General features: G+C 68.7%; 1 protein-coding gene. It reads right to left on the bottom strand.

Features of this window, described 5'->3' with window-relative positions:
* Nucleotides 1-158: 158 nt before the first annotated feature.
* Nucleotides 159-566: GNAT family N-acetyltransferase (locus A3764_RS18460; protein ID WP_067951910.1), on the bottom strand; the 408-nt coding region annotated here is incomplete at its 5' end.

Here is a 566-nt window from a genome sequence, read left to right as displayed (position 1 = left end):
GGCGGGGCCAGTCCGAGGCCCGCCAGCAGCAGGGCGGCGCGCGTCAGGACAAGGGCGAGACAGGTGGCACGGGCGATGCGATGCGGCATTGAACTTCCTCCCCGAAAGGGAGGATAGCGCAGATCGGCGCGCAGGGTTAGCCCGCTTTGCCGTTCCGGTCAGCCGACCGTCGTCTTGCCGCGCCGATCCGCGCGCAGCGCGGCATAGAGCACATGGTTGCGCCAGCGCCCGTCGATCTGCAGGTAGCTTTGCGCCACACCTTCGTATTTGAAGCCCGACTTTTCCAGCAGCCCGCGCGACGCGATATTTTCCGGCAGGCAGGCCGCTTCGACGCGGCTGAGGTCGAGCCGGGTGAAGGCGTGATGCACGACCGCCTCGATCGCCTCGCGCATGTAGCCCCGGCGGGAAAACTGCTCCCCCGTCCAATAGCCCAGCGTGCCGGACTGGGCGGGGCCGCGGCGGATGTTGTCCAGCGTGATGGCCCCGATGAGCATATCGTCGCGCCGCCGGACCAGAAACAGCGGCATGGCCGTCCCGCCGGAGACCGAGCGCTGCGCCCAGTAGAC

The organism is Sulfitobacter sp. HI0129 (assembly GCF_001635395.1).
In the GTDB taxonomy this organism is placed as follows: domain Bacteria; phylum Pseudomonadota; class Alphaproteobacteria; order Rhodobacterales; family Rhodobacteraceae; genus Sulfitobacter.
The sequence above is the reverse complement of the archived record's forward strand: the minus strand, read 5'-3'. Positions and strand labels throughout refer to the sequence as shown.